The sequence below is a fragment of the Pseudoalteromonas sp. NCCP-2140 genome, assembly GCF_023708065.1.
In the GTDB taxonomy this organism is placed as follows: Bacteria; Pseudomonadota; Gammaproteobacteria; order Enterobacterales; family Alteromonadaceae; genus Pseudoalteromonas.
The window spans coordinates 491,563-513,434 of the sequence record NZ_BRCZ01000001.1 but is presented as its reverse complement, the minus strand read 5'-3'; the positions used below and the strand labels follow the sequence as shown (position 1 = coordinate 513,434).

Annotated in this window: 25 protein-coding genes and 2 tRNA genes; 15 read left to right on the top strand and 12 right to left on the bottom strand. The window is 40.2% G+C overall.

Features of this window, described 5'->3' with window-relative positions:
* Positions 1-85 precede the first annotated feature (85 nt).
* The 5 genes from NFU46_RS02470 (at position 86) to NFU46_RS02450 (ending at position 4,328) form a co-directional block, all read left to right on the top strand.
* Positions 86-1,303, top strand: a complete 1,218-nt coding sequence (locus NFU46_RS02470; RefSeq protein ID WP_062564488.1) for a lipoprotein-releasing ABC transporter permease subunit — start codon at positions 86-88, stop codon at positions 1,301-1,303.
* Positions 1,296-1,994 (top strand): lipoprotein-releasing ABC transporter ATP-binding protein LolD, encoded by a 699-nt coding sequence (gene lolD / locus NFU46_RS02465; protein ID WP_175079576.1) that lies wholly within the window; start codon positions 1,296-1,298, stop codon positions 1,992-1,994. The genes NFU46_RS02470 and lolD overlap by 8 nt, the downstream gene beginning before the upstream one ends.
* The gene (locus NFU46_RS02460; protein WP_054561608.1) at positions 1,984-3,228 is read left to right on the top strand and encodes a lipoprotein-releasing ABC transporter permease subunit; all 1,245 of its coding nucleotides are present in this window, start codon (positions 1,984-1,986) and stop codon (positions 3,226-3,228) included. Before lolD ends, NFU46_RS02460 begins: the two co-directional genes overlap by 11 nt.
* A gap of 9 nt (positions 3,229-3,237) precedes the next feature.
* Positions 3,238-3,768, top strand: a complete 531-nt coding sequence (locus tag NFU46_RS02455) for a DUF924 family protein (protein WP_251599349.1) — start codon at positions 3,238-3,240, stop codon at positions 3,766-3,768.
* 113 nt (positions 3,769-3,881) lie between these two features.
* Positions 3,882-4,328 (top strand): DUF4826 family protein, encoded by a 447-nt coding sequence (locus tag NFU46_RS02450; RefSeq protein ID WP_251599345.1) that lies wholly within the window; start codon positions 3,882-3,884, stop codon positions 4,326-4,328.
* A gap of 55 nt (positions 4,329-4,383) precedes the next feature.
* Here NFU46_RS02450 and NFU46_RS02445 read toward each other — a convergent pair whose 3' ends face one another.
* The 12 genes from NFU46_RS02445 to NFU46_RS02390 form a co-directional block, all read right to left on the bottom strand.
* Complete coding sequence (locus NFU46_RS02445; protein ID WP_251599342.1) at positions 4,384-4,842, bottom strand: GNAT family N-acetyltransferase; 459 nt, start codon at positions 4,840-4,842, stop codon at positions 4,384-4,386.
* A 12-nt stretch (positions 4,843-4,854) separates the two neighbouring features.
* The gene (locus NFU46_RS02440; RefSeq protein ID WP_251599339.1) at positions 4,855-6,000 is read right to left on the bottom strand and encodes a cupin domain-containing protein; all 1,146 of its coding nucleotides are present in this window, start codon (positions 5,998-6,000) and stop codon (positions 4,855-4,857) included.
* 73 nt (positions 6,001-6,073) lie between these two features.
* Positions 6,074-7,444: an adenylosuccinate lyase gene (purB, locus tag NFU46_RS02435; protein WP_251599336.1), complete on the bottom strand. Its 1,371-nt coding sequence runs from the start codon at positions 7,442-7,444 to the stop codon at positions 6,074-6,076.
* Positions 7,445-7,477: 33 nt separating this feature from the next.
* Positions 7,478-8,080: a high frequency lysogenization protein HflD gene (gene hflD, locus NFU46_RS02430; protein ID WP_054561602.1), complete on the bottom strand. Its 603-nt coding sequence runs from the start codon at positions 8,078-8,080 to the stop codon at positions 7,478-7,480.
* Positions 8,080-9,180 carry a tRNA 2-thiouridine(34) synthase MnmA gene (gene mnmA, locus NFU46_RS02425; protein ID WP_058585134.1) on the bottom strand — a complete coding sequence of 367 codons (1,101 nt, stop codon included), beginning with the start codon at positions 9,178-9,180 and terminating at the stop codon, positions 8,080-8,082. The genes hflD and mnmA overlap by 1 nt, the downstream gene beginning before the upstream one ends.
* Before the next feature lie 177 nt (positions 9,181-9,357).
* Positions 9,358-9,792 carry an NUDIX hydrolase gene (locus NFU46_RS02420; protein ID WP_251599333.1) on the bottom strand — a complete coding sequence of 145 codons (435 nt, stop codon included), beginning with the start codon at positions 9,790-9,792 and terminating at the stop codon, positions 9,358-9,360.
* Positions 9,785-10,432, bottom strand: coding sequence for an rRNA large subunit pseudouridine synthase E (locus NFU46_RS02415; RefSeq protein WP_251599331.1), 648 nt, complete (start codon positions 10,430-10,432; stop codon positions 9,785-9,787). Before NFU46_RS02415 ends, NFU46_RS02420 begins: the two co-directional genes overlap by 8 nt.
* The gene (locus tag NFU46_RS02410) at positions 10,432-10,761 is read right to left on the bottom strand and encodes a TusE/DsrC/DsvC family sulfur relay protein (RefSeq protein WP_251599328.1); all 330 of its coding nucleotides are present in this window, start codon (positions 10,759-10,761) and stop codon (positions 10,432-10,434) included. Before NFU46_RS02410 ends, NFU46_RS02415 begins: the two co-directional genes overlap by 1 nt.
* A 3-nt stretch (positions 10,762-10,764) precedes the next feature.
* Positions 10,765-10,980: a DsrH/TusB family sulfur metabolism protein gene (locus tag NFU46_RS02405; RefSeq protein ID WP_251599326.1), complete on the bottom strand. Its 216-nt coding sequence runs from the start codon at positions 10,978-10,980 to the stop codon at positions 10,765-10,767.
* Between the two features lie 47 nt (positions 10,981-11,027).
* Entirely contained in the window at positions 11,028-11,384 is a 357-nt protein-coding gene (tusC, locus tag NFU46_RS02400; RefSeq protein ID WP_058585115.1) for a sulfurtransferase complex subunit TusC, read from the bottom strand.
* Positions 11,381-11,734: a sulfurtransferase complex subunit TusD gene (tusD, locus tag NFU46_RS02395; protein WP_251599324.1), complete on the bottom strand. Its 354-nt coding sequence runs from the start codon at positions 11,732-11,734 to the stop codon at positions 11,381-11,383. The genes tusC and tusD overlap by 4 nt, the downstream gene beginning before the upstream one ends.
* Positions 11,735-11,789: 55 nt before the next feature.
* Positions 11,790-12,455 (bottom strand): Bax inhibitor-1/YccA family protein, encoded by a 666-nt coding sequence (locus NFU46_RS02390; RefSeq protein WP_175082260.1) that lies wholly within the window; start codon positions 12,453-12,455, stop codon positions 11,790-11,792.
* A gap of 259 nt (positions 12,456-12,714) precedes the next feature.
* On the opposite strand from NFU46_RS02390, the gene NFU46_RS02385 reads away from it, so the two are divergent.
* From NFU46_RS02385 to NFU46_RS02340, 10 genes are all read left to right on the top strand, one after another.
* A tRNA-Ser gene (locus NFU46_RS02385) sits at positions 12,715-12,805 on the top strand.
* 41 nt (positions 12,806-12,846) lie between these two features.
* Positions 12,847-12,937 (top strand) — tRNA-Ser (locus tag NFU46_RS02380).
* A 152-nt stretch (positions 12,938-13,089) separates the two neighbouring features.
* Entirely contained in the window at positions 13,090-13,485 is a 396-nt protein-coding gene (locus tag NFU46_RS02375; protein WP_054561595.1) for a hypothetical protein, read from the top strand.
* Between the two features lie 125 nt (positions 13,486-13,610).
* Positions 13,611-14,072 carry a GAF domain-containing protein gene (locus NFU46_RS02370; RefSeq protein WP_054561594.1) on the top strand — a complete coding sequence of 154 codons (462 nt, stop codon included), beginning with the start codon at positions 13,611-13,613 and terminating at the stop codon, positions 14,070-14,072.
* Complete coding sequence (locus NFU46_RS02365; RefSeq protein ID WP_054561593.1) at positions 14,069-14,347, top strand: hypothetical protein; 279 nt, start codon at positions 14,069-14,071, stop codon at positions 14,345-14,347. Before NFU46_RS02370 ends, NFU46_RS02365 begins: the two co-directional genes overlap by 4 nt.
* Positions 14,348-14,361: 14 nt before the next feature.
* Positions 14,362-15,012 (top strand): RNA chaperone ProQ, encoded by a 651-nt coding sequence (gene proQ / locus NFU46_RS02360; protein WP_055022158.1) that lies wholly within the window; start codon positions 14,362-14,364, stop codon positions 15,010-15,012.
* A gap of 27 nt (positions 15,013-15,039) precedes the next feature.
* A complete protein-coding gene (prc, locus tag NFU46_RS02355; RefSeq protein WP_251599308.1) occupies positions 15,040-17,064 on the top strand; it encodes a carboxy terminal-processing peptidase in 2,025 nt (674 codons plus the stop codon).
* Positions 17,065-17,242: 178 nt separating this feature from the next.
* Positions 17,243-18,724, top strand: coding sequence for a Na+/H+ antiporter NhaC (gene nhaC / locus NFU46_RS02350; RefSeq protein WP_251599305.1), 1,482 nt, complete (start codon positions 17,243-17,245; stop codon positions 18,722-18,724).
* A 41-nt stretch (positions 18,725-18,765) separates the two neighbouring features.
* The gene (gene pepN, locus NFU46_RS02345; protein WP_251599303.1) at positions 18,766-21,360 is read left to right on the top strand and encodes an aminopeptidase N; all 2,595 of its coding nucleotides are present in this window, start codon (positions 18,766-18,768) and stop codon (positions 21,358-21,360) included.
* The gene (locus tag NFU46_RS02340) at positions 21,360-21,581 is read left to right on the top strand and encodes a DUF2835 domain-containing protein (protein WP_082401568.1); all 222 of its coding nucleotides are present in this window, start codon (positions 21,360-21,362) and stop codon (positions 21,579-21,581) included. The genes pepN and NFU46_RS02340 overlap by 1 nt, the downstream gene beginning before the upstream one ends.
* The last annotated feature ends 291 nt before the right edge of the window (positions 21,582-21,872 follow it).

Genomic DNA, 21,872 nt, shown 5'->3' with positions numbered 1-21,872 from the left:
TTTTTACAATTTCGCGCATCCCATGCTAGCTAAATCTATGCTAATATGAGCGCATATTTAGCCCTTGGAATACCCATAATTTATTATGTTTCAACCTGTTAGCCTTTTTATAGGGCTGAGATATAGTCGCTCCTCAAAGGGCAATGCCTTTATCTCATTTATTTCATTTTTCTCTATCGCGGGCATTGCTATTGGTTTAATGGCCTTGTTTACAGTCAGTTCAGTAATGAATGGCTTTGAAAATAACCTTAAAACCAACATGCTTGGTTTAATTCCCCATATTGAAGTATCAGCCGAAGATAATTCGAAAGAAACCATGTTGCAGTTAAAGCAGCAACTAGCAAATTCTCAAGATGTTAAACAAGTTAACCTATACCGCCATGGCGAAGCCATTTTACAAACTAACCAGGATTTGCACGGCGTATTGTTACAAGGCCTTTATGATGAAGGAAGCTCCATCTATAACGTAAAAGATAAAATTGTTGCCGGCAATTGGTCACAAGTAATGGACAGCAACTACCATATTGCAATTAGCCGCTACTTGAGTCGAAAATTGGGTATTTCGCTTGGGGATAAAGTACGGGTGATCATGCCTAATGCCAGTTCGTATACCCCACTTGGTCGAGTACCGAGTCAGCGCTTGTTTACCGTTGCTGCACTTTATGAAACACAGTCAGAAATTGATATGTCATTGGCATTTACCAGTGGCTATTCGTTAGGCAGAGTTTTAAAACTAGCAAAATCAGCAGCACCCAATTTGAGTGTATCGCTTTATGAACCATTTGCTGTTGAGCAAGTATTGCAATCTCAGTTAGCTATTTTAAACGATTACACAGTGACTGACTGGCGAGCTAGCCAAGGCACACTATTTGCCGCTGTGGCAATGGAAAAGCGCATTATGTCGATGTTACTTGGCTTAATCGTGCTCGTTGCAGTGTTTAATATCGTTTCAGCATTAACCATGATGGTCAGCGAGAAGCAAAGTGAAGTCGCTATTTTACAAACACTTGGCTTAACTCCGTTACAAGTACAGCATGTGTTTATGATCCAAGGCTTATATAACGGCCTTATCGGTACCAGTATTGGTGCGTTACTTGGTGTGCTATTAAGTAGCAACATTAATGAATTATTGAATATGTTAGGCATCAATTTACTAGCGGGCGTGAGTTTACCCGTTAAATTTGATGTTATGAGTTTGAGTTTTATTGCCGCAGGGAGTATTGCGATGAGCTTTTTAGCTACCTTGTATCCTGCCAGAAAAGCTGCAAAAGTGAATCCAGCAGAGGTATTACGTTATGAGTGATTTAGTTATCAATTGTCAGCAGTTAAATAAAGTATATCAAGATGGCGATAACGAGGTTGCGGTATTAAAAGGGGTTGATTTAGCACTTAATCAAGGCGAAATGTTAGCTGTTGTAGGGAGCTCTGGCTCAGGAAAAAGTACCTTATTGCATATATTAGGCACCTTAGATAACGAAAGCTCAGGCAAGGTTGAAATTAAAGGTCAGCAGGTTTCTAAATTAAACCGTAAACAACAAGCCAGTTTCAGAAATGAAAATTTAGGATTCATTTATCAATTCCATCATCTATTAATGGAATTTACTGCCATTGAAAATGTTGCAATGCCATTATTAATTAAAGGCTTAAGCGCAAAAGCGGCAACCGAAAAAGCCCGTCACATGCTAGATAAAGTAGGGTTATCTCATCGCAGTGAACATAAACCTTCGGCGTTATCAGGTGGTGAGAGGCAGCGGGTTGCAATAGCACGTGCATTAGTAACCGAGCCAGCTTTGGTGCTTGCCGATGAACCAACCGGTAACTTAGATAAACAAAACGCAATTAAGATTTACGATTTAATTAAAGAATTAAATACTAGCTTAAAAACCAGTTTTGTTGTGGTAACCCATGATTTAGAACTTGCAGATAAACTAGGCAAAATTGCCTATTTAGATGATGGTAAACTCGCAATTAAAGAGTCTCAGCATGTTGCTTAGTGCCTTTATTTCAAAACGCTTTCGTGCCCATAGTGGCCAAAAAGACGGACAAAACGGTTTTGTTAGTTTTATCGCTAAAGCATCGACAATCGGCATACTTTTAGGTGTCGCTGTGCTAATTGTTGCTTTATCAGTTATTAATGGTTTTGAGCAGCAGCTAGTACATCGCCTTTTATCGGTTGTACCTCAGGTTGAATATGTTGCCCCTAATAAACCAATCAATAATTGGCAGTCAAAAGTTGCTCTACTACGCTCTCAAGCCGGTGTAACAGGTGCTGCGCCGTTTATTAGTGTCAACGGCATGGCGCAATATAAAAGTGAGTTAAAAGCAGTTGAAGTGCGTGGTGTAAGCCCTGAATTTGAAAACCAAGTGTCGGCGTTAAACCAATTCACAGAAGGGCGCTTAGTTAGCCAGCTACAACAAGAAGATGTGCTTTTAGGCCAACAAATCGTTAACCGATTGGGCCTTAAAATTGGCGACCCAGTTACCTTATTAATCCCACAGATAAACCAGCAAAGTAACACTTTATTGGCTCCAAAGCGTGTTAGCTTGAATCTTGCGGGTATTATAAAAATGGGTGGCCCAATTGATGAAACAGCGGCTTTCATTCGCCTTGATAAAGCGCAAAGCGTGTTGAGTTTTGAGCAAAACCAAGTAACCGGTTTACGATTACAAGTAGCTGATGTGTTCGCGGCCCATCAAACAGCGATGCGTGTTGGGCAAGTTATACCAGATTATGTCTATGTATCGAGTTGGTTTAGAACTCAGGGTAGCTTATATCAAGATATTCAAATGGTTCGCACTATTGTGTATATCGTGGTGTTTTTAATAATTGCGGTAGCGAGTTTTAATATTGTTTCGTCTTTAGTAATGGAAGTACGTGAAAAACAGGCAAACATCGCAATTTTAAAAACCATGGGCGCACAAGATAGCACCATTTTAGCAACCTTTGTGATGCAAGGTTTTACACAAGCTTTAATTGGTGTGATCTTAGGCACAGTTATCGGTGTAATGCTTGCGTTAAACATCAGTGAACTGTTCACTTGGGCAAGTAACTTATTTGGCGATAACCCGTTACAAGGGGTTTATTTTATTGAGTTTTTACCCAGTAAACTAGTTTGGCAAGATATTGTTATCACGGTGATTGTTACCTTTGTTCTCGCTATTTTGGCTACCTTATATCCTGCGTGGCAAGCAACCCGAGTTGACCCTGCAAAAGTACTGGGTAATTAAGGAGTGTTTATGGATAAGCAAAGGATTATCGATTTCTGGTTTAATGAATTAGGACCAGAAGCTTGGTATCAGCAATCAGATGAAGTTGATGCATTAATTACGGTTAAGTTTTCAGAATGCCTTTTGCAGGTTATCGCTGGCGAGCATGCTGCCTGGCGAGTTGATGCTCTAGGCTCTTTAGCTGAAATTATCGTGTTAGATCAGTTTTCGCGCAATATTTATCGTAATACGGTGAAAGCGTTTAGCCAAGACCCACAAGCACTAAGCTTAGCGCAAAGAGCAATTGAATTAGGTTTTGATAAAAAATTACCTAGCTCTCAAGCTGCGTTTATTTATATGCCATTTATGCACAGTGAATCGAAAGTTATTCATCAGCAAGCTGAGCAATTGTTTAAAGGCATGAGTAATTATGAATTTGAACTAAAGCACAAAGTGATTATTGATAGGTTTGGTCGCTACCCACATCGCAATAAAATTTTAGGTCGTGAATCAACAGCTGAAGAGCTGCAATTTTTAACAGAGCCTAACTCTTCTTTCTGAGTTGATTGAATAGTACGCAAGTAAATTTAAATACTCTTTGATTGCCCGTAAACACTTGCACAGCTCCATTTTAAACCTTAAAGTGTCAGAAATGTTGTAAAAGAGTAACCACCATGGAACAAAAACAAGCAAGACCATTAACACCAGAAGAACAAGCCGAAGCGCAAAAACAAAGTGTTATTTGGCAAAGAGAATGTTTCCAAAGTGCGCAAAAGCATTTAGCTGAAAAGGGGATTATCCCCCAGACAGTTCTGGATAAAGAATGTCGTTTTATTGCGCCATTAGTAGCCGTTTGGAAATTTAAAGCACAAAACGGTAAAGTTTATTGGGTTATAAATGGCCGCCTTCCAGCTGATCATGCTGGGGTTGAAGCTGCTGATAGTGCTCGAGAGGCGTTACGCTACTTTTCGATGCAATGGCAATTAAAAGCTGATCAGATCATGCAATCAGGTGCGGTAGATAAAACCAAAGTTGATTTTGCTAACCTGTTAATTAACCGTGCTCATGGTTTATATGAGCTATTTGAAAAAGAAGAAATGTGGCAAAACGAGCCTGCATAACTTCTAATAAAAAAGCTGAATAATGTTATTCAGCTTTTTTTAATTAACATATACCTTAATGCACCAAAGTGAATGGCCGCGTATCAAACTGCTTAATAGGGCAGAGCATTCGTTGCCTTGGAATACCAGCCTCCATAAATACTAAGCCATCAGCCGAAAAGCCATTTCGTTTAAATCTATCTACTTCGTTCAATATGCAATTAATGCTGACGCAATCACAGCCTTGCTTTTCAGCCATGCCTACTAAGTAATTCAATAATGATTTGTAAACCGAACGGTTACGATGTTCAGGTAAAACAGCAATTCGCCCAATAAGGCCATCATTACATAAACGCCCAGTAGCAACTGGGCATTTACACTCGTCGGTGACGAGTACGTGATGTGCTGTTTTATCTAAATGATCAAACTCAATGTCTTTAGGAATATGTAGTTCGCATACAAATACTCGCTCTCGGATCTGTTGTAAGAGTTCCTTGTCGATATTCCATTCAACTTCATCTATTTGATAGCTCATAAACACACGCTCCTAACAAAACCAAATACCCTCATTTAAAAGTGTAGTAAAGGTTTTCAAGAAAATGTGATTATTTTTTGAACTATTTATATCAGCAGAGGTCAAGCAGGTTTGATCTGTGAGCTTTGTTATTAATTCAAGGTCAGTTAAATCATGCATATAATTAACACCATTAATACTTAAAAGTATTTTATCGTCAATTACTTGATAAATGGCACGGGTACCACCTAAACGCTCAAAAACCACGTCTTCATCATTGAGTAAGGCATTTACGTCATCTAGTGTATATGGCTCCTCTAAAGGCGCTAAATCCATGTCATGTTTTGGCTGACTCATACTGTTACCAAGCCAAGTCTTGAATACTGCGTCATCATTAATCGCAGCAATCATAAGTTGCTTTACTTTTTCCGCTTCAGTTTGGTTAAGTTCACCTTTAGATGAACGCAACTTAAGCTCTGCATCACCATATCGTTGATTACCAAGCTCAGTATCGATGAGGTGATCGGCAAATTGTGATAATAAATCGCGTTGGTTTGGCGCTCTAAAACCCACAGAGTAATTAAGTGCATTTTCAACTGCGTAACCTTCATGTGGGCAACCTGGTGGAATATAGAGAATATCTCCCGGCTCTAACACACAGTCGATCACGGCAGGAAATTGCTCAACTTGTAACAGGCTCTTATTTTGTGCAAATTGCTTTAAGTTCGCATCAGGTAAACCAACTCGCCAGTGGCGCTTTCCTTCACCTTGAATAATAAACACGTCGTATTGATCTAAATGCGGACCCACGCCACCACCCGGGGTAGAGTAGCTGATCATTAAATCATCGATACGCCAGTTTGGAATAAAGCGAAATGGCTCAAGTAGTTGCGCTGCATCGCTATGCCAATGGTCAACTGCTTGCACCAGTAATGTTGAGTGCTTTTCAGTTAGCAAGTTAAAGTCTTCAAAAGGACCATGGTATGCTTGCCAATCATCTGAGTGATTGGTCACAATACGTGATTCAATGCTTTCTTCCATGGCAAGACCGGCCAATTCTTCGGGCTCAATCGGATCTGCAAAATCCTTGAAGCCTTGCTTTATAAGTAATGGTTTCTTTTGCCAATACTCAGCTAAAAATTGCTCTTGGGTTAATGAATTGATGGTTAATTGATACATAACATGACCTAAACGAAGTGGTATAAAAAAAGCGAAAGGAAGGCCTTTCGCTTTTTTAAGTCTTAATTTGAATTTAAGCTAAGTTGTCGATGAACTCAACAGCACGACCAATGTAATTAGCCGGAGTTAATTTTTTCATTTCTACTTTTGCTTCTTCAGGTAACTCAAGACCATCGATGAAATCAGCCAGGATTTCTTGGTTTACGCGCTTACCTCGAGTAAGGTCTTTAAGTTTTTCATATGGCTTTTCGATACCATATTTACGCATAACCGTTTGGATTGGCTCTGCTAGTAATTCCCAGTTTTGGTCTAGTTCTGCTAATAAACGCTCTTCGTTTACTTCAAGCTTGCTAACACCTTTTAATGTCGCTTGGTAAGCGATAAGTGTGTAGCCCATACCAACACCTAGGTTACGTAACACTGTTGAGTCAGTTAAGTCACGTTGCCAGCGAGAAACAGGGAGTTTTTGCGCAAGGTGAGTAAAGATAGCGTTAGCAATACCTAAGTTACCTTCAGAGTTTTCAAAATCAATCGGGTTTACTTTGTGAGGCATAGTTGATGAACCAATCTCACCTGCGATTGTTTTTTGTTTGAAGTGGTTAAGTGCAATGTAGCCCCAAACGTCACGGTCAAAATCAAGTAATACAGTGTTGAAACGTGCAACTGCATCGAATAACTCAGCAATGTAATCGTGTGGCTCGATTTGTGTTGTGAACGGGTTGAAAGTTAGACCTAGGCTCGTTACGAACTGCTCAGCGTGGCTGTGCCAATCGTAATCTGGGTATGCACTTAGGTGAGCGTTGTAGTTACCTACAGCACCGTTGATTTTACCTAACATTTCTACGTTAGCAATTTGGTCACGTTGACGCTTTAAGCGCATGTAGACGTTTGCAAACTCTTTACCCATTGTAGAAGGAGTAGCTGGTTGACCGTGGGTACGTGTCATCATTGCAACTGACTTGTACTCAACTGCTTTTTCTTTTAATGCATTTAGAAGTTGGTCACAGTATGGAAGTAATACTTTGTCACGCGCTTCGGTAAGCATTAAACCGTGAGACAGGTTATTGATGTCTTCTGAAGTACATGCAAAGTGAATGAATTCGTTAACTGCGTTAAGCTCTGCGTTATCAGCTACTTTTTCTTTAAGTAGGTATTCAACTGCTTTTACGTCATGGTTAGTTGTGCGCTCGATCTCTTTAACGCGTGCTGCATCAGCTTCGCTAAAGTTATCAACAATGGCATTAAGTAAAGCATTAGCCTCGTCGCTAAATGCCGGTACTTCTTTGATTGCGCTAGCTGCAGATAAAGCTTGTAACCAACGAACTTCAACAGTTACACGGTATTTGATTAAACCAAATTCGCTGAAAATACTGCGTAGTTCCGTGGTCTTGCTGCCATAGCGACCATCTACCGGAGAGATAGCGGTTAACGCTGAAAGCTCCATAATGACTCCTAAATTGTCTAGTTTGAACGATAATTAAATTGATTGTTTAGCAATGGCGAGGATTTTTCTTTTTGCAAAGAAAAAGTGACGGCGTTTACCGCCCATTTGTCGCCATAACACGGCACTACGAATTCCGGCCAATAATAGGGCACGAATTTTGTTTTGCGTGAGCTGCTGTTTTAATAACTCTGGCTTGCCATACACTTGAATACGATGCCCAAGGGGGCTTAGCACCGATGAGTAAATATCAGCAAGCGCTGCTACTACAGTATCATCTGTGATAGCAAAGTGGTCGAGGCGACGTTTAACATCATCAATGCGACGACCTAATTCATTTAAGCTGTTTTGTTTTGAACTTAATGCACGTTCTAATTGCATTAAACCACCCACATATTTTACGATTTCGACGTCTTTGTCTGCGCCGGCAGAAAGCTGTGCAATCAAAATGCGATAGCCCTCACGTAAATTATGTTTACCCTGATACACGTCTTCAGGGCTATTTGGTGATGTTTCGACAATACAGTTTAGTAATTTTTCTAATTCGTGATCACTGCCTTGGCCATATTGCGCAACTTTTTGTACTTGTTTAGCAACTTGACACATGGCAGCTAAAGCCATGACTTGGTGTTCTGTCATTATTTGATCACCGAATCAATAATACCACCACCTAAACAGACTTCGTCAGCGTAGAATACGGCTGATTGGCCCGGTGTCACTGCTTTTTGTGGCTCATCAAATAATACGCGTGCCATACCATCTTCACCAACAAGTAAAGTACAGCTGATATCTTCTTGGCGATAACGAGTTTTAACAGTACAGCGTGTGGTCCCTTTAGGGCCTTCGCGGTCAACCCAGTGAAGCTGGTTTGCATTTAAACCATTGCTGTACAGGCGAGGGTGGTCTTTACCTTGACCAACCACTAATACGTTACGATCAACGTCTTTATCAACTACATACCAAGGTTCACCCGAACCTTCTTTCATGCCGCCAATTAATAGACCTTTACGTTGACCAAGTGTGTGGTACATCAAGCCTTCGTGCTCACCCACTTCGTTGCCATCGGTATCTTCAATTTTACCTGGCTGTGCTGGTAAGAATTTTTGTAAGAAGTCTTTAAATTTACGCTCACCAATAAAACAGATACCGGTACTGTCTTTTTTATCGTGAGTGATTAAGTCTTGCTCTTCAGCGATGCGGCGTACTTCAGGCTTAGCAATATCGCCAACAGGGAAAAGTGTTTGCGCAATATGCTCATGGCTTAGAGTGTATAAGAAATAGCTTTGATCTTTGTTGTCATCAAGGCCACGACACATTACAAATTTATCACCGCGCTTTTCACGGCGAACATAGTGGCCAGTAGCGATGTAATCAGCACCAAGTGCTTGTGCTGCAAATTCTAAAAATGCTTTGAATTTGATTTCTTTATTACACATGATGTCTGGGTTTGGTGTACGACCTGCCTTGTACTCTGCTAAAAAGTATTCAAACACGTTGTCCCAGTATTCGGCTGCAAAATTTACAGTGTGAAGCTCAATACCTAGCTTATCGCACACAGCTTGTGCGTCTTGTAGGTCTTCAGCTGCAGCGCAATATTCATCATTATCGTCTTCTTCCCAGTTTTTCATGAACAGGCCTTCAACTTGATAGCCTTGTTGCTTTAATAAATACGCTGATACAGAAGAATCAACACCGCCGGACATACCCACGATGACTTTAATGTGACTATTTTCGCTCATAATATTCGCTGTCATTTTTTAACTGCTATGGAAAGGCCGATATTATATACCCAAACCACCTCAAGATGCGAGTTTCAGTTGGAATTAAAAGCGATTTAGGCAAGGCATTGATTGCAAGTAATAGTGGTTTGGGCATAGCAAACTTTTAGACACCCAAACCAGCCAAAATCACAGTGGTTATTGGTAAATCAAACTAAGTGGGTAGGCTTTACCAGCTAAATAATCTTCAATGCATTTTAAAACCAGAAGGCTTCTAAGCGGCAGGCTTTTAATTTGCTCAAGGCTAAACCAATTTGCGCTAAGAATGTCATCATCTTGGGGAGATGGTTCAAATAGCTCTGGGCTATTAAAAGCAAAGCTAAAACGCATATAGTGAACGCCATTTGCGGCATGCAAATTATAAATGCCAACAAGGTGACTGGCATTAAGGCTAATGCCTGTTTCTTCAATAAGTTCGCGATGAGCTGCTTCTGCTAAGGTTTCATTGGCTTCTAGATGACCCGCAGGCTGGTTATAGCAAATATCACCTGTGTGTTTATCGCGCTCTTTAACAAGTAAAAATTTGTCTTGGCATGTGACGATGGCGGCCACTGTGACATTGGGTTTATGCATCAGGGTTGTTCACTACTTTAAACTGGCCATTCTCTAATCCATCAAGGGTATAGTTACCAATGCTGTAACGAATTAATCGCAAAGTAGGGAAGCCAACATGCGCTGTCATACGGCGAACTTGGCGATTACGGCCCTCAGTGATAGATATTTCTAACCAACTGGTTGGTATGTTTTTACGCTCGCGAACGGGCGGGGTACGTGGCCAAATTGACGGCTCGTCAATACGCCTAACCTTGGCAGGCTTGGTCATTCCATCTTTGAGCTCTACGCCTTTGTTAAGTGCAAAGATAGCCTCATCAGTAACATCACCTTCTACTTGCACCCAATAAGTTTTAGCTGTTTTTTTATTGGGTTCAGTGAGTGTGTGTTGTAATTTACCGCAGTTGGTAAGTAGCAACAGTCCTTCGCTATCTCTATCTAAGCGTCCTGCTGCATACACGTCTTTAATAGTAATAAAGTCGGCAAGCGTTTTACGGTTTTGGTCATCGGTAAATTGGCAAAGCACATCAAATGGTTTGTTAAATAGCACCACTTTTCGCTGCTCAGGGCTAATTGCTTTTTTAACTTGGCGTTTTTGAGTCGGCCTTGAATAAGTTCGTCCGCTGCTACGACGTGATTTGCTATTGGCTTTATTAACCATTAAATACACCTAGCCGGTTTAGGTAAACCTGCAATTTTAGTCGCTTGCTTTGCTGGGCCTTTAGGGAATAGCTTATACAAATACATGCTATTACCTTTTTCTTCACCTAGCTTTTGAGCCATTGCTTTGACCAGCATGCGTATTGCAGGGCTGGTGTTGTACTCTACGTAAAAATCACGCACAAAATGCACAACTTCCCAGTGTTGCTCACTTAAGGTAATGTTCTCTTGCTTAGCAATAATGGGTGCAAGCTCTTCACACCAATCGTTTGAATCAAGTAAATACCCTTGTTTGTCTGTTTCTATCTGTTTGTTATTAAATTCAAGCATGGTTTACCAAGTAATCGTGTTTTTTGCGTTTAAAGTCATTTCTACAAACTGCGCGTAGTTTATTGCGATATCGCCTTGATTAAATGAAATATCACGGGTTGCAGCATCTTCTTCAAGTAGATGAATTGCTGAAGAGAACTGCTTAAACTGCATTTTGTTATAACAAGCGTCACTAACAAGTAGCACTGTATCTTCTGAAGAAATTAAATTTGCCAACATATTATTGCAATAGTGAGCTAAGGGTTTTGAAAAAATATGCAAGGTACTCATAAGGTCACCACTTGATGCTGTTGGCTAATTAAGTCTCGCTGTTGCTCAAAGTTAGCTACTTTAACATCGATAATCAGACTATCTTCTGAAAGGTTAAAATCCATCAACGACTTTTCACATACATATATGTTTTCAACATCGTATAACTCAAGGGTTTTAATGGTTTTAAAATAGTTTTTAATGCCAAGTTGCTCTGGTTGTTGATTTTTTTTCAAAGCTAAAACTGCCTCACCACTTAGTAGCCAACTAATATTTTGTTCAATAGCGGCAAAAATTAGTGTCGTGTCGAGTGATTCACGAATATGTTGATCGTCAAATGGGCTATGTTGGCTTATTACTAAAATGTTTTTCATTTAAATTGCACCCATTTATCCGCTTCACTGACAAGCATCGCAAATTCTGCAAGCCCAGCGACGGTAAACACGCCTGTGTTATCGATATCTAAGCCACGCTTTTCAGCAGCAGTGACACATAGCAGTAGAGGGATCTCTTGCTCACTTAACGACTGCCACAAACGATTAATTGGAAGCTCGTCGCTGGCAAGTTCTAAATGGTTACTTGCGTGGTAAACACCAGCTTGATAAAGAAAGATAGCTGCAATTGAGTGACCAGAGTCAAGACAGCCCTGTGCAAATTTAATTAGCCGTTGAGTTGTGTCGTGATCGGTCGGCGCGGTATGAAGAGAAAGTACAAATTGTGCCAAAACGCATCCAATAAAAAAGCCCCTAGAAAGGGGCTATTTTAGCAGAACTATTTAATTAGTCATCACTTGCACCAAGTAGGTGAAGAAGAGACGTAAATAAATTATATACGTTCAGGTATAAAGCAACTGTTGCGCGGATGTAATTAGTCTCGCCGCCATTAATGATACGGCTAGTGTCAAATAAGATTAATCCAGACATAATTAGCACAACTGCAGCATTAATGACCATAAAGGTAATTGAGCTGCCAATAAATAAGTTAACTAGGCTTGCAATAATCACCACGATTAAACCCACAGTTAAAAAGCCACCCATAAATGAGAAGTCTTTTTTAGTGGTAAGCGCATAAGCCGACAAACCAAAGAAGATTAATGCAGTAGAGCCTAACGCTTGCATAATAAGCATAGGGCCATTTGGCATTGCAGCGTAGTAGTTAAGCATTGGACCAAGTCCTGCGCCCATTAAACCTGTGAAAACAAATACCCAAGCAACACCTGAAGCACTGTCAGCCTTTTTGTGAACAACAAAAAGCACACCAAGTGAAATCAAGCTAAATACTAACCCCATAAAATAAGGTAGATTCATTGCCATTGATATACCTGCTGTCACTGCGCTAAATGCCAGTGTCATCGCCAGTAAGAAATAGGTATTCTTTAAAACTTTATTGGTTTCAATAGTCGACATTACTGGTCTTGCAGTATTGTACGATTGATTAAACGCCATTGTTAGAGCTCCTTTAAATGAACTTATACGTTCGTTAGTTCCAATTATTAAACTGAACTAAGCCTATCAAGAGTTATATATTTGGGCAAACTATTGTGGATCAATAGACAAGATAAATAATAGAAAAGTTCAATGTTGCGCACAATCTAAACGCTATTGTACTAATGCTGAGCAAATTAATTGTTTTTTAATCACTTAAACGGTTTTTTGAAAAAAAAGCTTCACAAGCACGGCCGCTTTATCTATTATGCACGCCGTCGGAGAGATGGCAGAGTGGTCGAATGCACCGGTCTTGAAAACCGGCAGGGGTTTGTAGCCCCTCTAGGGTTCAAATCCCTATCTCTCCACCATTATTTTTACTACTGGCGCAAGCGGGTAGGTTTTCGCATTCGGAGAGATGGCAGAGTGGTCGAATGCACCGGTCTTGAAAACCGGCAGGGGTTTGTAGCCCCTCTAGGGTTCAAATCCCTATCTCTCCACCATCATTGAAGCCGCTGAATTTATTCAGCGGCTTTTTTGTTTCTTGTGCTTTTCATTTGTTCTGCAAATTACGACTATTGTCGATATTTCGCATTTTAACTAGTTAGTCCATTCTTAACACTTCTCGTATTATCTTTGTGACATTAGGGAATTTATGAAACATCGTTTAGCAAAGAGTGTAGGACTTTCTTTATTATCGCCTGTGATCATCGGTTGTATCTTAGGCCTTTATTATGCGTTTACACTTGAAGGAAATGGTTTAAACATTTTCTTTAACTTATTCGTTAGCGCAATCGCCAATGCCCACATTGTAGGTCTAACTATGGCAGCGTTTGTGGTGCCGGGTTATTTACTTATGTATAAGTATGCAAAGGTTAATTATTCAGGTGTTCTGACACTTGGCTTACTAGGTGGCGCTATTTTCAGCTACTTACTTAGCGCTACAACAGGTATGGCTTTTATAGTCAATGCTGTGATGTCTGCTCTGGCAGCTGGACTGTTTTTATTTGGTTTAAGACAGGGCCTTACAACACAATCTTCTCATCAATAGCAGAATATTTAATCAAGCTGACTGAAATTGAGGGCAAAATGTTTTTTTTTGCCCTCAAAAGGTTTCATTTGTCGTCTACAAAGAGTACCTTTAGCTACTGTATGTTTAATAAGAAGTAGTTTGGTATGCAAAAGCAAGATTTTTACCAGTCATTAGTTAAACAAACTGAGTCGCTAATCACTGGTGAATCAAATGTTATTGCCAACATGGCAAATATTAGTGCGCTATTATTTACCTCTTTAGAGGATATCAATTGGGCGGGCTTTTATTTAATGGATTCACCTGAAGAATTAGTGCTAGGGCCGTTTCAAGGTAATCCTGCATGTATCCGTATTCCAGTAGGTAAAGGGGTATGTGGAACTGCCGCGCAAACACAACAAACACAACTCATTGAAGACGTGCATGCATTTGCTGGTCATATTGCCTGTGATGCTGCATCTAACTCAGAAGTAGTTGTGCCGATTTTCAAAGACGGTAAAGTATTTGCTGTACTTGATATCGACAGCCCAAGCATTGCGCGATTCGATGCTGATGATCAAGCTGGTTTAGAAGCATTGGTAAAATGCTTTGAGGCAAATCTAAAATGAAAGATCTGCTAAATGTGCAAGATTACCTCTTTGCAATCCAAGATGTTGGTGATTGGGAAGGGGAAGAAGAAGTTGTTGCCGAAAGGCTCAACGACTTGATTCATATGGCATGGGAACGTCTACCGGATGACCTTGACTGTGAATCAATTGATGAAATTATAAATGGTATTTGGGAACACCTTCGTGGTGATTTAGCGCTTATTGAAGCGGACTTCGAAGAGTTGACCGACTGGGTAACACACTATGTCGATTCATCACTTGATGAAAAGATGTAATAAAAGGTTCTAACATGGAAACCACAAACAAGCTAAAAGATATTAATGAAGTACTGGATTTCTTATACCAAGAATTTCCAAAATGTTTTAAACAAAAAGACGGTATTCAGCCGCTTAAAGTAGGTATTTTTAAAGATATCGCTGAGCGTATTGAAGGTTCTGAGAAAGTAAGTAAAACTCAGGTTCGTCAAGCACTAAGAAAGTACACCTCAAACTGGCGCTATTTAGAAGCTGTGACTAAGTCTGAGTTCCGTATCGATCTTGATGGTAATCAAGACGAAAAAGTAGAACAAGAGCACATTGAGCACGCACAAAAAGCGTTAGAAGAAAGCCGCGCTAAAATGGCGAAGCGTAAGAAGCCACAACGTCCACGCAAAGACGGTGACACAAAATCTTACAAAAAGAATAGTGGCCACCACGCTAAATCTGGCGAAAAAGGCGCTAAAGTAAATAATAAGCCTGCTAAAGCTGCTCCTGCAAAACGTTCAGGAAAAGTTGAACCTTTACCTGCCTCAGAGGTCAAGGTTAATAGCAAAGTTAAAGTTAAACTTGGCCAAGCACTTGTAAACGCGGTTATTACTGAAGTGAATAAAGATGAAGTTCACGTTGAGTTAGTAACAGGGATGCAAGTTAAGACCAAAGCAGACAGCCTGTATATCATTTAATAGCTGTAAAAAATAAAGGAGTTGTGTATGAGTAAAAAGTTTACGCTCATTCCGTTAGTCGCTGCCCTGTTTTCAGGTTCATTATTGGCATCTTCAGACAATCTGACTGAAAAAGACCTGCCAGTACTCAAGCAAGAAAGCCAACATAGTACGGCAAGCAAACGGGTGACAAACTTATTTACTCGTGCACACTACAAACCAATTAAATTTAACGATGAATTATCTGAGAAGGTTTTTGATCGTTACATTGAATCTCTCGACTACAATAAAAATGTGTTTTTAGCGTCTGACATTGCCTCGTTTAAGCAATATAAAGACCAATTTGATAATGCATTGTCGACAGGTAAATTGGGATTTGCCTTTGATATTTTTAACTTAAGTTTAAAACGTCGTTTTGAACGCTATGACTATTCTTTGTCGTTACTTGAAAACGAAATGAAGTTCGATAAAGAAGATGAGTATCTGTTTGACCGCGAAGACGCTAATTGGGCAACAAGCCAAGCTGAGCTTGATGAACTTTGGCGTCAGCGCGTTAAATACGATGCTTTACGATTAAAAATGACAGGTAAAGATTGGCAAGGCATTAAAGAAGTCTTGACCAAGCGGTACCACAATGCGCAAAAGCGTTTAGTACAAACCAACAGCGAAGATGCTTTTCAAATCGTGATGAATTCATTCGCACGAAGCATTGAAGCGCATACCTCTTATTTATCACCTCGTCGCGCTGAGCAATTCAAGATGGACATGGATCTTGAGTTAGAAGGTATTGGTGCGGTACTTAGTTATGACGAAGATTACACGGTAATCCGTAGCTTAGTACCTGGCGGTCCGGCTGATAAGTCTGAACAAATTAAAGCAGATGACCGCATTATTGGTGTTGCCCAAGAAGGTGAAGAATTTGTTGATGTGATTGGCTGGCGTCTAGATGACGTAGTTGATCTGATCAAAGGCCCTAAAGGGACAAAAGTTCGCCTGCAATATTTAAAAGGGGCGGATGCTCACGGTACACCAAAAGTCGTTGAAATTACGCGTGATAAAATTCGCTTAGAAGACCGCGCTGCTAAATCTGAAGTATTTGAAGCAAAATATTCAGACTTAACCAGCAAAATTGGTGTGATTGAAATCCCTGGTTTCTATAACAACCTATCACAAGACGTTAAAGTTGAAATTGCAAAATTAAAAGAAGCCAAAGTAGACGGTATCATCATCGATTTACGTCAAAACGGCGGTGGTTCACTTTACGAAGCGACACAGCTTTCTGGCTTATTTATCGATCAAGGTCCAGTTGTACAAATTCATACGCTAAATAATCGTATTGAAGAGCAAAAAGACCGTGACGGCGTCACTTTTTATGATGGCCCACTTACTGTGTTAGTTGATCGCTACAGTGCATCTGCCTCAGAGATCTTTGCAGCAGCAATGCAAGATTACGGCCGTGCTATTGTGATTGGTGAGCAAACCTTTGGTAAGGGTACTGTACAGCAGCACAAACCACTTGGCCGTGCTTATGACTTATACGACCATCCATTAGGTAGCGTGCAGTATACCATTGCAAAATTCTACCGCATTAATGGCGGAAGCACACAGCACAAAGGCGTGATCCCAGATGTGTCATTCCCATCGGCAATTGAGCCATCAGAGTGGGGTGAGAGTCAACAAGACAACGCCTTACCTTGGGATAGCATCATTCGTGCTAAGTACAACTCTGTTGATAACCTAAAGCCAGCGATTGCTTACGTTAATAAGCTTCATGATGCGCGTATTGCAGATGAGCCTGAGTTTGGTTATGTGTTTGCTGACATTGAACGCTATCAAGAAGAGAAAGACCGTAAGACAATCTCATTGGTTGAAGCAAAGCGCATAAAAGAGAAAGACGAAGGTGAAGAACGCGCGTTAGAACGTGCTAATGAACGACTTGTTCGCCTTGGTGAAAAGCCAGTAGAGAAGCTTGACGATTTACCTGATAGCCTTGACGAGCTAGACCCTTTCTTAGAAGAAGCGGCATTAATCACCCAAGATTATATAAAATATGGTCGTATCGCTAAGAAATAATTAGCAATTAATTAGCAATATCGATTAATAAAAAGGCGCTTAAGCGCCTTTTTTGCTACCTAAAACAGGTTAGATTGGTATAATCACAAAATCTGGCTGCATAAGGCCACTGAAGTTTTGCGTCAAAGCTTACAATAATAATTAAACACGCCACATAAGACGTGTAGGAGACTATCTTTTGAATTCAATTGAAGAGAAGCCAATTAAACAGGCCAGTTTTTTAGATGCCTTAATCCCAATTACTGTGCTCGTGTGCCTACTAGGCGCTGCTGTTTATTTATTCGGTGATAACTCATCATCGGGTCCTAACCAAATCGCTTTATTATTCGCTACCTTTACCGCGGCATTAATTGGCTTAAAAAATGGTTACACCTGGAAGAAACTAGAACAAGCCATGATTGAGGGGATCACCTTATCCCTTGGAGCAATCATTATACTGTTAATGGTGGGTGCCTTAATCGGTACTTGGCTGTTATCAGGAACTGTACCCACTCTAATTTACTATGGCTTACAAATTATCAATCCAAGCTGGTTCTATGCCGCTAGCTGTTTGATTTGTGGCATTGTGGCTATGAGTATTGGTAGCTCTTGGACTACAGCTGCGACTATCGGTGTGGCGTTATTAGGTGTTGCAACTGGTCTTGGGTTAGAGCAAGTCGTCACGGCGGGTGCGGTTATCTCAGGTGCCTACTTTGGTGATAAATTAAGCCCGCTTTCTGAAACAACAAACTTAGCACCAGCAGTGGCAGGGGCAGATTTATTTGAGCATATCCATCATATGCTTTGGACTACAGTGCCAAGCTTCATTATTGCGTTAATTATTTTTATTTTTATGGGCTTTAATGCCGGTGGTTCTGCTGAAGCTGGCCGTATTGATGAAATCGTTAATTTATTAGAGCAAAACTTTAATATTGGTTTTGAAATGCTAGTACCACTGGTGGTGTTATTGTTTTTAGCAATTCGTAAAATGCCAGCTTTCCCTGCTATTTCGATTGGTGCGGTGCTAGGTGCGATTTGGGCTATGTTATTTCAATCAGATTTAATAAATAGCCAAATTGATGCATCACAAGGCCATGCAATTGGTTACTTTAAATTAGTTTGGACAACGTTCTTTGATGGTTTCAGCATTGACACTGGTGATGAAAAAATGGATTCACTATTAAGCGGTGGTGGCATGGCTGGCATGCTAACAACCACTTGGCTGATTATGACGGCCTTGATGTTTGGCGCTATCATGGAAAAAACTGGCTTACTTGATATGTTCGTTAAGAGCATCTTAAAGATTGCTAAAAGCACGGGTTCTCTTATCACTGCAACGATTGCAACGTGTATTGGTACCAATGCGGTTGCAGCTGACCAATATATCGCGATTGTTGTTCCTGGACGTATGTTTAAAGACGAATATGAAAAACGCGGTTTAAAGCCTGTTAACTTATCTCGCACATTAGAAGATGGTGGCACAATTACTAGCCCACTTATTCCTTGGAATACCTGTGGTGCCTACATGCAAAGTGTTTTATTAATCAATCCATTTGACTATGCAATGTACGCGTTCTTTAATTTAATTAATCCATTCTTAGCGGTTGTTTATGCCTATTTTGGTATTAAAATTTTACGTATTACCCCAAAACATCTTAAACAAGAAGCTAACGCCGAATAAACTATTTAGGCCCTGCTAAGCAGGGCCATTTGGAGTCAGTAATGTCTGCTACGAGTAAACCTCAAGCTCAATATTTAAAAGATTACCAAGCCCCACAATTCTCAATCCAACACATCGATTTACGCTTCGAATTAGCCCCTTTAAAAACATCAGTGCAGTCAACAATGACAATCAATCGTACCGATGAAAGCAATGCTGATCTTGCGCTAGATGGTGTTGATTTAACTCTTATCTCAGTAAAGGTTGATGACAAAGCGTATGATGATTACACGCTTGAAGATGAAAAGCTGATCATTCATAACTTACCTGAAAGCTTTATTCTGAAAATTGAAAACCATATCGATCCGCAAACGAATACCTCGTTAGAAGGTTTGTACTTGTCGGGTGGTGCTTACTGTACGCAATGTGAGGCAGAAGGTTTTAGAAAGATTACTTATTACCTTGACCGCCCAGACGTGCTTGCTAGCTTTGATGTAACCATTATTGCCGACAAAAAGTACACTCACTTGCTGTCTAATGGTAACCAAATTGAATCAGGTAACTTAGATGACGGTCGTCATTTTGTAAAATGGCAAGACCCATTTAAAAAGCCTAGCTACTTATTTGCATTAGTCGCCGGTGATTTTGACGTATTACGTGACCATTACACGACGCAGTCTGGACGAAAAGTTGAATTAGCTTTGTTTGTTGATAAAGGTAATTTATCAAAAACGCCTCATGCCATGACTTCTTTAAAGAAATCAATGCAATGGGATGAAGAGCGCTTTAACCTTGAATACGATTTAGATATTTACATGATTGTTGCCGTTGATTTCTTCAACATGGGCGCAATGGAAAATAAAGGCCTGAATATCTTTAACTCTAAATGTGTTCTGGCGAATCAAGAAACAGCCACAGACAAAGATTACCATACGATTGAATCTATTGTAGGGCACGAGTACTTCCATAACTGGACCGGTAACCGTGTGACTTGCCGTGACTGGTTCCAACTGTCGTTAAAAGAAGGCTTAACAGTTTTCCGTGACCAAGAGTTTAGTAGTGATTTAGGCTCACGTGCACTTAATCGAATTGATGCGGTTAAAGTCATGCGTACTCACCAATTTAGTGAAGATGCAGGGCCGATGGCTCACCCAATTCGCCCGGAAAAAGTTATTGAAATGAATAACTTTTATACAGTGACTGTGTATGACAAAGGGGCTGAAGTTATTCGTATGATGCACACCTTACTGGGAGAAGAGAAGTTCCAACAAGGTATGGCATTGTATTTCGAGCGCCATGACGGACAAGCAGTTACTTGTGATGATTTTGTCGCTGCCATGAGTGATGCGTCTGGCATTGATTTAACGCAATTTAAGCGCTGGTATAGTCAAGCGGGTACACCTAAGCTCAATGTAGAACAAGCGTATGATGAACAAAACCAGACTTTCACATTAAATATTGAGCAGTTTGCGCCTGATAATCAGCCTAACAATGCCTTACTGCATATTCCTTTTGCTATTGAACTTTTAGATAGTGAAGGGCAGTCGCTACCACTTGTGATTGATAATCAGCCACAAGAGTCGGTATTGAATGTCACAGAAAAAACACAGCAGTTTGTTTTCGAGGGCATTAAACAGCGCCCAGTCGCAGTGCTACTAGAAGATTTCTCTGCGCCATGCATCGTTAATCAAAATACATCTGCCGCTGATCTGTTGCATATTATGCGTTTTGCTCGCAGTGACTTTTCACGTTGGGATGCTCAACAGCGCTTATTTACTAATGAAATGAAAGCGGCGATTGCCAGTGGTGAAGCTTGCTTATCGGATGATATCTTGTCGGCATTAAAGCTACTAGTTGATAATCGTGAAGGTGACCTCGCACTGATTGCTGAGCTGTTAAAACTACCTAGCTACGATACTCTTGCAGCAGAATATGCCGTCATCCCTGTTGACGACATTATTGCTGTTCAAAATGCATTTGAATCGCAAATTGCCAACTTCCTAACAGAATCATTGGTTAATTGTTATAACGCGCTTGAAGATGATGGTTCAACATCTGCTACAGCCGTTGCTGTGCGTGCTCTTAAGCAACTTTGTTTACACTATTTAGCGAAAACAAATCACAGCGACGTTAATGGCCTTATCGAAGAGTCTGCCCACAGTAATAATATGACCAATGCACTTGCTGCATTAAGTGCTGTTGTAAAAGCAAATCACTCACTATGTGTTACGCTTTTAACAGAGTTTGATGCTAAATGGCGTCATGATGTGCTCGTTATGGATAAATGGTTTGCACTGCAAGCGATGAAAGATTCAGCAACGAGTATTAGTGATATCAAAGCGCTCTATGATCACCCAAGTTTTGACTTTGGTAATCCTAACCGTGTGCGTGCTTTGGTTGGTAGCTTTAGTCACTTTAATATCACTCAGTTCCACCGTGCTGATGGTAAAGGGTATCAGCTATTAGGTGACTTATTAGTGAAGCTTAACAATATTAATCCGCAAAATGCATCACGCATGCTAACGCCATTTATGTCATGGAAACGCTATGATGAAAATCGTTCTGCGGCAATGAAAGCACAACTTCAACGTTTAGCTGATTTAGATGGTCTTAGTGATGATCTGTTTGAAAAAGTAGAGAAAGCACTCGAAAGTTAATGACAGAGTACTATTTCGCCTTGTATCTGAGTTACTCAGAGTGTCTTGATTACTATCATGGTAAATATAAATCTGTGCAAGTTACAGAGGATGGTGGCAAGACAGTTCGCTTTGACGCTCACCATTTGCGTCCTTTTATTTCTTCACTAGGAATAAGAGGGCGCTTTAGGTTGACATTAACGGCTGAAAATCAGTTTTTAAAACTCGAGAAAATTAGTTAAAAAAGCAGCATTAGCTGCTTTTTTTGTAATATTTGTCGTCCAAAATGCTAAATTTCACTGTCCCCAATTCGCTAAATTTATTATATTTTTGTTAATTCGATTTGTTCTATTGTTAATTTACGTGTATAAAATATCTGGTATGACGTCTTACCAATACGTAAACGTCACATTTTTAAATAAATATTAACCGATTGAACGCGTTCTATATTGTAATTTTACTGTTTCGCTTCTATCGTTAGAAAGATACTAAAAACAACAATTTGATCACAAAACAACCCGTTACAGGGGGAT